The following is a 9,123-nucleotide window of genomic DNA, read 5'->3' as shown; positions in this document are numbered from 1 at the left end:
CCCGCACAAAAAATACAATTTAGATGTAGAACAGCTTATCACTCATTAATCCAAAGTCTGATCCTCGTGGTGGCTTCCGTCAAGCACTCTCATCTAAAGTAGAAAAATCAAGTAATGATGGAACATCAAAGCAGGGAAGTTCAACTTGCAAATACTTATCTCCACACAGATTCTCTGGTTTACCATATCTACTCATAGTCCGAGCTTGAATCTCCGCCCACATCGCCACTTCTGAACGTTCCGTGTCGTTGAGTTTAGAGGCAATTGTTTGCAAAGCTTTCAGCGTCAGCGATCGATCGATTACCTGAGATAGCATTAACTCTTCATAACAATGCTCCATATATTCGTAGGGGATCTGCTCGTATGGGGGGGGCGGAGCGACACGCTTCAAAGCGTCCTTAATCTCGGTTCTGCGAGCCAAAGCTACCAGTTCAGAAATCTCTGGTAATATTGGCTCTAAGACGGCGGGTGGAGGAACTTTTCGAGGATAACGACGGGACTTTGGCGAAATATAGGCATACCTAAGAGTAATTTGCCACTCTGTCATCGCTCTTTCGGCTTCAGGACAGCATTCGTGAAACCTGACCCATTTCTCTAAATCAATTGCCACATTCCGTCCCATCTGCTGTGCTAGCAGCGACAACGCCTTCGTGACTATCTGCCGTCTCAGTTCGCCCCGCTCCCCGTCTGGACTTCCTGTCCAATCTCTCAGACGATAGTCAGTCTCATACTCAATAAAAGCCTGGGTATAAATTGACTCCCAGATAGATGGTTGCTCTAGTAGGGCATTTGGCAATCCTAGCAGCGGTAGAAAAGGAGCAGCCCACGGTAAAGTGGGTAAAGACAAAGCTCTCAAGTAATTCCAGCTTTCCCAATCTTTCCAAGAAAAATCAAGTTCCAAACAGTTCTGTTTTGTCATAAATGATAGTGTCTATCAAGGCCTAAAACGTAACTCTAACCCCAGAAGCCTTGCAATTATTTCTAATGTAACCAGAGCAGCTCCCCCGCACAAAAAATACAATTTAGATGTAGAACAGCTTATCACTCATTAATCCAAAGTCTGATCCTCGTGGTGGCTTCCGTCAAGCACTCTCATCTAAAGCAGAAAAATCAAGTAATGATGGAACATCAAAGCAGGGAAGTTCAACTTGCAAATACTTATCTCCACACAGATTCTCTGGCTTACCATCTCTATACATAATCAGAGCTTGAGCCTGCGCCCACGTTACCACTTCTGAACGTTCCGTGTCATTGAGTCTAGATGCAATTGTTTGCAAAGCTTTCAAAGTCAGCGCTTGATCGAGTACCACCGAAATCATGGTCATTTCATAACAATGTTCCATATATTCTTCGGGAATCTGCTCGTATGGAGGTGGTGGGGCAACACGCTCCAAAGCATGATTGATCTCGGTTCTGCGATCTAAATCCACCAATTCCTGAATTTCTGGCAATATCGGCACTAAGACGGCGGGTGGAGGAATTTTTCTCTGATACTTACGGGAATTTGGCGAAAAATAGGCAATCCGAAGAGTTCTTTCCCACTCTCTCATCGCTCTTTTGGCTTCAAGACAGAAGAAGTGAAACCTGACCCATTTCTCTAAATCAATTGCCACATTCCGTCCCATCTGCTGTGCTAGCAGGGGCAACGCCTTCGTGACTACCTGCCGTATCACTTCGCCCCGCTCCCCGTCTGGACTTCCTGTCCAATCTCTCAGACGATAGTCAGTCTCATACTCAATAAAAGCCTGGGTATAAATTGACTCCCAGATACACGGTTGCTCTAGTAGGGCATTTGGCAATCCCACCAGTGGTAAAAAAGGAGCAGCCCACGGTAGAGTTGGTAAAGATAAAGCTCTCAAGTAAATCCTGCTTTCAATGTCTTTCCAAGATAATTTAAGTTTCAAGCAGTTCTGTTTTGTCATCAGTAATAGTGTCTATCAAGGTCTAAAACGTAACTCTAATCCCAGAAGCCTCGCAATTACTTCCAATGTAATCAGAGCAACTCCTGCTACCCCCGCTCCTACCCATAAAGCACCGTCTCTTACCTGTGCACCAAGCTCATTTGCCCATGCCAGCAAGCTACTTTTGTTTTTGATATCTGGCTGTTTAGGAGGTTCTTTTTCACTATACTCCTCAGCTTGGGCAAAGCCTTTCAACATGTTGTAGTAATCCACATCGCGATCATCACAATCGTCATCATTTTTAAACTGCTCCAACAATTCCTTCAACCTGGCTTTCACTTTATCGTACTGGTATATATGTCCGTCCCAAGAACCGGGATCGCCAGTCACAGTAGTCCTACTACCCGATAAGGGAACAATTCGCGGGACGGGAGGATTGCTGATTTCACGACGCCGATGATAAAGATCCTGATCGTCTAAGCGCAAATCGTCGTAGCGTTTTTTTAACTCATTACCAAGAGCTACAATTTCTTTTATGAGTTCAAAGCATGGATCGGGAGCAGCAGCAATCAACCCCAAAGGATTACCACCGATCGCAATCACAGCCGGAATAGCACCTTTTGGTATGATATTCGGATTAAACTTCTCAACAGCCCGCGTTGTCAAAGCATAAGCAGGATTTTCAACAGTCTTAATAATTTCCTCCACATCAAAGACATAAGCACTTCCACCACCACTAAGAGTAGGATAAGAACCAATCAGATACTTCCCATCACCAGAAAGAGTCACATTATTAGTTAAAACCCCCGGCACCGGTTCAGTAGCAGCCACTAATTTCGGATTCGGCCCCAACGGATATTGAATAATCCCAATATTCCCCCCCGCCAGCGGATTAGCATTAGGTTCAAGGATTTTTTTACTATTACGACCCGCCACAAACGCATACTTCCCATCAGCCGTCATCGTAACAGCCACCCCCTCATTCACCTCAAAGACATTGGTATTATTAGTCAGCGTTAAATTCGTGTAGACAGTTGTAGGAGTCAAATTCAGAGGGTCATCACTCACAGTCAGCACCCCAAAACCGCTGCCGTCTGTGTTCGGGTTACCATTAGTAAAAACCATTTTGAGCGGGTCAGGAGTTGCAGCCAACCCCCAAGCACCTGTAGGAGTCAAAACCTTTCCAATTTGCTCCCCCCACTTCCGGGGATTAGAATTCGGAACCGTCGGTTTGTCTTCAGGGTCAATATTCACAGCGTAAATATAACCATCAGCCGCAGTAGCAAACAGCTTGCGCCCATCACTGCTAACCGCAATCTGGCGCAGTCCTGACGTAGCATTAACTGAGATAGTCCGAACAACTTCGTTATAGCTTGGCGAGTCAGGATTAACATCCAGGACATAAATGCTACCCCGCCCTGAGTCCGCGACGTAAGCATAATTATCCCAAGGGTCAATAGATATCGCCCCAGGAGATGCACCACTGGGCAAAATAATATCATCGACAGCCGGTGTCGAAGCATCAACATCAACCGGACGCCGCGCCAGCAAATCCACCATCGCCACCCGCCCCGTCCTCTCCAAAGGTACATAGGCGCGAGTCGCATTACTGGTCACAGCTAACAATCCCGGACGGTCTAAGGTTGTCCCTACCGCTGTCCCCGGTATCCCCACCGATAAATCCTTGGGAGGCTTCTGTTGCGGGTTCGACGGACTCTGAACTGAACTGAGAGCGTCGATTACCTGAATTTTGTCACTATTCCGCTGCGCTACCAGTATCAAATCAGAAAATACAGGCTTTAGCTGGAGGTCTTCAAAACTGGAACGCTTGACCACATCAGAATCAAGAGGGCCAGGGCCAAAACGCTCTTTCTGCTGCCGTGACAGCACTATTTCCGACTCGCCCAGCGGTACGCTGATAGGAGCTTTGACCGCCACCTTATAGCGGTTTTCTCCGAGTGAACTACTGAGTCCCGGCACAACAGTGCCAGAGTAACTCTTACCGGACACCTTAAAGTCAACATTCAAATCCCCGAAACTCGCACCCAGATTGCCGTTGAGTCCATTGAGGAAATTGCTGCCTGTTAAGAATATCACAGGTTCGCTGTTGGAGAACTCCAGTTGGACCGACTCCAGCGACGGCGGTTCGAGGGGAACTGCTAGCCCAGTGTCCGGGCCAGAGAGAAATGCTGAGACTGTAGGAACTCCTTGTGTATTCAGTTGTACCTGAGCGGTAGTGACGACAGTTTCCCCAACTTTGGGAATTCCGATCATTTCCAGGGGCTTGTTTGAAGATTGCGCCAAGTAAGCTAATAGTGATGTTGTCGCCTCGAATTGATTCTCTGTGGCGGAGACTGCACCAATTCCACTCGTTTTTGCTCCTAAATAACTATTCTCAAAGTTAAGGTTAGTCGAAAGGTTAATTAGTCCTGAATTAGCTTTTGTGCTGGCGTTAACAATTGAACTGACTGATGGCATTCCTGCGGGCAATAATCCAATTGTATAAGTACCGCTCTCTGTCACGCCTGGAAAGGGTGGGGAAGTGGTGCGGATGTAGCCGTCTGCACCTACTACTCCTGATTCTTGTATCAGCCAAGTTTCGTTCCAGCTATCAGCCCCAGTCGGTAGCGACCCCTTCCGCATGAATAAAACTTCGGTGCCGATTGGTACGCCAACTGGGGCTGGAATTGCCAACTGGACTGGTATCTTCAAGGGGGTGTTGCCCAATTCCAAATTGAAGCCCCCAGCAAACTCCATGCTATCGGGGAATGGTAGTGGTAGTGAAGTGCTGCTAAGTGGCGTTATGTTAACTGTTGTATCTTGAGTTAAGGCAGTAGGAGCTACCATTATTTTTGAGCCGTCGCTGCCTTGCACTACTCCGCCATCAACTCCTAAAGTAGCAGGGCCTATCAAAGGCTTTTCTACGCGCACTGGAACTACCTTTTCTGCTGCTCCATCGATGACGGTGACGCTGGCAATTCCTTCACCTACAGCAGTAATTACGCCGTCTGAATTTACTTGCAATACATTGGGGTTACTGACGAAGTAGCGAGTGCCAGTAGAGCCGAATTTGAGGTCTGGAGAGTCGGTAAGTCCTTGAATTTCTACCAGTAAGGAGCGCTTTACTCCTGTTGTTAATGTTACTGCTTGCGGGTAAACATCCAAACCGTAAATCTCTGCTAGTAGGGCGTTCCATTCGTCATCGTTGGCAGGAATTGGCAGTTCGCCTATTCGTGCCGCAGTCACGGCTTGAATGTTGTTGCGAGATGCTGTAAAAATTGAGGTTCCGTTGGCTAATCCTGTGATTTTTCCGAAGGGGTCAATGGGTGCTATTTCTGGATTTAATGATGTGTATGTTAAGTAAGAATCTGGCAGCACTACGCCTTTTTGGTCGGCGAAGTCTCCGAGCACAACTAATTTTGTATTGTCTCCTGGATAAAGCTGAGGGTTGCGATTGGCGAAGTCTAAGGAAAGTAGCGGGGCTCCGCTGACGTTGACTGTTACTTTTGCTGGTATTCCACTGTTATAGCCGTCGCTGGCTATGAAGTCAAAGCTGGCGATGCCTGAGAATCCGGGTGTGGGTTTGAAGGTTGCTGTTTTGGTAATGGGATCGAATTTTACAGTACCGTTAATTGGGTTGAGCGTGTTGTAGGAGATGGGGTCGTTTTCGGGGTCTGTTGCTTTACCGATTAAGGGTATGATTGTCTCCAATTCTGCATGGGTGTTGGTTGAGAATGGGGAGGTGACTGGTGGTTTGTTGGTGATGAAGCCGAAGTTGTTGTTGAGGAGGGTTTGGTCTACTGAGTTGATGATTCCATCGCGGTTGAGGTCTAGGTTAATTGTATAATTGGGGTCTGTTGCTGTGCTGCCTAGAGCGTTATCTAGCAGTTGTCTGTCTGTTATATCAATTCGGCCGTCGCTGTTGATGTCGCCTGCTATGTTTAGTTTGAGAGTGTATGCGCTACTTGATGCGCTGTTCAAGTTAAGCAGGTTTAAGCCTGATTTTTTGATGGCAAATAGGGAGTAGTTACTGTTTGTATTGGTTGATGTGGAAATTGGTGTGAGTTTATCTATTTCGGGTAGTTCGGGGAGTTTTTGATTGTCTTTTGATTCTACTGAAATTCCAACGAGTACGGTGTCTGAATCTGTGGAATTGAGTTCGGAATTGGCGATGCTGAAGGTATATTGATTCGCTGAACCTGCTTCGTTATTACCTGATGCTGTTTTGGTTGTAAATGTGTAAGCGCCACCTAAGTCTGTAGGTACTTTGTTATTGGTTCCAGGCGGATCTATGGGGAGTATAATTGGGGGCGGCAGGGTATCAAAGGCTCCTTGAATGTTGGGCTAAGAGTGTTGGTGTTGGTGGTTGATACAAGCCCAAGGGGTCAAAGTCAATAATTGGCGGCAAGTCGCCATCGGGGATGGGGGAAGTTGGGCAAGTACCCGCACCGCTATCTGCAAAGAAATGTAAATTGCTCGTGTGGGCTAGGGTGTGATGAAATTTTTCCGCTCAGTCTGAAAAATCAAAACTTAAAAAACTCAGAGAGTTGAGAATCTGATGCAGCGCGTCATGGTCATCTCCACCACCAGGAATTATGGTGCTAGGATTGATAATTCGTTCGAGAATGAATGTTTTTCGCGGGCGACGAGTTTTTGGGGGAGAGTTCTCAACCCCTGTATTGTTGCGGACAGATAAGCTTTTTGAATGCCAGACCATATACTTAAGCCCCTGCGCTTAGTAACTCCAAGTGAAAACTCAGAAGTTTATATTGACTGCGAATCTAAAAATCAGTTAATTCAACATTAGCAGATAAATTTTGAGACGCAAGTTCTGAATACAATTGAATTATTTTCTTATGACCGATTAATACAAAGTGTAACATTCCCCTAAAACAAAATATAAATTGCTAGCTTTGTCAAACAAAGTTTTGCTGTGCATCCCAATGAGTGCAGGGTGAAGCATTCCGGCAGATAATTTATTAGTTATCAGGAGAGGCTGACTGCCGGAATGCTTCACCCCTACGGATATATTTACAAAAATGGAATGCTCCCAAAGTTTTGCTGTGCATCTGACAATTTACAACTCCCAACACTATGCAAAATGGTGAAAGATTTGCACGCATAGAAAGTCAAGAAAAATTGTGTCCCGACTTAATTGCTGATTGGGATCTATACCAAATAAGTGACACAAATCTTTATGGCCCTAAACTCAAATCAACGGTACAGTGGATACCGCACCCAGACGGCTATTGGATACTCCGCAACTCCGAAGGCGTAACTTGCTTGCAAGTTGACAATTCTGACAAAGAGGTAATGGAAGAATTGGGCTTCAAGCCGATCGGCGATATCGCAGACATCTATGACATTACTTTGGAGGATTTGCAATACTTGCTGCGGATGCTAGCAGAAACGGGAATGTTAGAGGGAACCCAACCTCCAAAACCACCCCAAAATAAATTCAACATTCAGCAATTATTGTCTTTCCAAATTCCCCTGTTGAATCCCGATGCTTGGCTAACCAAACACGCAGGTAAACTCCGCTGGATTTGGACTTGGCAATTTGCCTTTTTTCTGTGTGTTTTAATCAGTGCTTCTCTGGCTATATGGCTGGCTTTGGCTGACGAGGTTTCTGCTTCCAATCAACAGGTTTGGGCTACAGGGGAAATTACAACTCTGTTAACATTTGTGCTACTGATTATGATAGTAGTTGGTCTGCACGAATTGGGTCACGCTTTTACTTTGAAACACTACGGTGGTGTTGTCCCAGAAATGGGGTTGCTGTTTTTGTGCTTGATACCGGGATGCTATACGGATACCACAGAGCAGTACAGTTTAGTGAGGCGGAAACAGCGCGTTTTTGTAGTGGCAGCAGGCGTGTTGGTGCAGGTGGCTATCTGGGCTTTTTCGGTTTGGGTTTGGGTTTTGTCTAAGCCTAATTCTGGATGGCATCTTGCTAGCTATTTGCTGATGGTAGCAACGCTTGTCACAGTAGTTTTTAACCTCAACCCTTTGAATAAGTTTGATGGCTATTATTTGCTAGTTGCTTTGACTGGGATTAACAATTTGCGATCGAGGTCTTTTCAATTTTACGCTCATTTGCTACGGCGAGAACAGATTTGGGAAGAGCCTTCAGACTGCTGGAATTTGGCTGCTTATGCTCCTTTTAGCATAGCTTATACGGTCTGGGTTTTAGGTTATCTGTTGTCTGCTGTTGTTGATTGGGCGGTGCAAAATATGCCGACGTTTATCGATTTTTCTAAGTTTAACTTGCTGTCTGGCAGTTAAACAAATAAGCGAGAAAGTTAAGTGATTATTTAGGAGTGTGTCGTAATGAATGGATATCAAAAATTAGGAGTAGTGGTTGTTTCTGGGGCTTTGGGGTTTTCTGCTTTCATATCAAATCCTCTCTTCATCGTCCTGTATTAATCTCTCTCTTCTCTTCCTTCGCGTCCTTTGCGCCTTCGCGGTTAAATCATTCCGATGCAACCGGAAACGATATCAATTCGATCGCAATACCTGTACAAGCTGCTGTTCTGACGCAAACTTATACGGTAAATTTGAAGCAGCAGCCAGTTAATAGTACGCTGAATGGGGTATTTCCTAAGTTTAATTCGCTGTTAGGGACGCTGTTAAGTGCTTATGTTAAAGTTGAATCAACGGTTAACAGCGATATCAGTATTTTTCCTGCTAGCAATTTTACTGGTACGGCGGTAACGAGTGCTCAGATTGCTGTGAATTTACCGAGTTTAAAAGCTGACCCCAATTTGGTTTTGAGTTTGTTTGCAAATCCGCCGGAAATGAGTATTGAATCAGGGGCTGCGGGGGCTAGAGGTGGGAGTGCAAATGGTGTTGTTTCAAGGAGTTATAGTTCGCCACAGTACCTAAATATGTTTAGTGGGTGTGCTGGGGATTTAATTGCTGCTAGCATTGTGGCAATGGGTACTGTGAGAGTTTTAGGAACGCCTACAACGGTCACTTACGCGGGCACTGTCACTACTGACTCAAAGCTTACTCTCGCCTATGAGTACGAGTCTGAGTCTGAAACTGTGCCGGAACCTACTACGATCGCAGCTTTTGGCTTGGGCTGCTGGTGGAAGAGGAAGGTGGGGAAAAGGACTTTTAAATAGGGCTTGCTGAAAAATCAATCACATATTGCGTGGCATAGGTTTAGATGGCGCGAGGGAGAAAAAAGTGCAAGATAAACAGGTAATATAGATCAAAA

General features: G+C 45.6%; 6 protein-coding genes. 2 read left to right on the top strand and 4 right to left on the bottom strand.

Annotated elements, in window-relative coordinates; translation table 11 throughout:
• Positions 1-79: 79 nt before the first annotated feature.
• The 4 genes from JGK16_RS31380 to JGK16_RS31365 form a co-directional block, all read right to left on the bottom strand.
• Complete coding sequence (locus JGK16_RS31380) at positions 80-919, bottom strand: hypothetical protein (protein WP_293187254.1); 840 nt, start codon at positions 917-919, stop codon at positions 80-82.
• 163 nt (positions 920-1,082) lie between these two features.
• Positions 1,083-1,922 (bottom strand): hypothetical protein, encoded by an 840-nt coding sequence (locus JGK16_RS31375; RefSeq protein ID WP_293203578.1) that lies wholly within the window; start codon positions 1,920-1,922, stop codon positions 1,083-1,085.
• A gap of 15 nt (positions 1,923-1,937) precedes the next feature.
• Positions 1,938-5,882 (bottom strand): dockerin type I domain-containing protein, encoded by a 3,945-nt coding sequence (locus tag JGK16_RS31370; RefSeq protein WP_293193800.1) that lies wholly within the window; start codon positions 5,880-5,882, stop codon positions 1,938-1,940.
• A 529-nt stretch (positions 5,883-6,411) separates the two neighbouring features.
• The gene (locus JGK16_RS31365) at positions 6,412-6,618 is read right to left on the bottom strand and encodes a hypothetical protein (protein WP_293203577.1); all 207 of its coding nucleotides are present in this window, start codon (positions 6,616-6,618) and stop codon (positions 6,412-6,414) included.
• A gap of 377 nt (positions 6,619-6,995) precedes the next feature.
• Here JGK16_RS31365 and JGK16_RS31360 point away from each other — a divergent pair, with 377 nt between their 5' ends.
• Both JGK16_RS31360 and JGK16_RS31355 read left to right on the top strand, forming a co-directional pair.
• Complete coding sequence (locus JGK16_RS31360; protein ID WP_293193798.1) at positions 6,996-8,186, top strand: M50 family metallopeptidase; 1,191 nt, start codon at positions 6,996-6,998, stop codon at positions 8,184-8,186.
• A 35-nt stretch (positions 8,187-8,221) separates the two neighbouring features.
• Positions 8,222-9,028, top strand: a complete 807-nt coding sequence (locus tag JGK16_RS31355; protein WP_293193796.1) for a choice-of-anchor E domain-containing protein — start codon at positions 8,222-8,224, stop codon at positions 9,026-9,028.
• Positions 9,029-9,123 lie beyond the last annotated feature (95 nt).

The sequence above is a fragment of the Microcoleus sp. PH2017_09_SFU_O_A genome (assembly GCF_020738625.1).
Lineage (GTDB): Bacteria > Cyanobacteriota > Cyanobacteriia > Cyanobacteriales > Microcoleaceae > Microcoleus.
Note: the sequence above shows the minus strand (reverse complement) of the source record. Positions and strands in the feature narration are given on the sequence as shown.

Coding starts and splice junctions, on each gene's coding strand:
- JGK16_RS31380 (WP_293187254.1), bottom strand. CDS start 919: ATGACAAAACAGAACTGTTTGGAACTTGATTTTTCTTGGAAAGATTGG.
- JGK16_RS31375 (WP_293203578.1), bottom strand. CDS start 1,922: ATGACAAAACAGAACTGCTTGAAACTTAAATTATCTTGGAAAGACATT.
- JGK16_RS31365 (WP_293203577.1), bottom strand. CDS start 6,618: ATGGTCTGGCATTCAAAAAGCTTATCTGTCCGCAACAATACAGGGGTT.
- JGK16_RS31360 (WP_293193798.1), top strand. CDS start 6,996: ATGCAAAATGGTGAAAGATTTGCACGCATAGAAAGTCAAGAAAAATTG.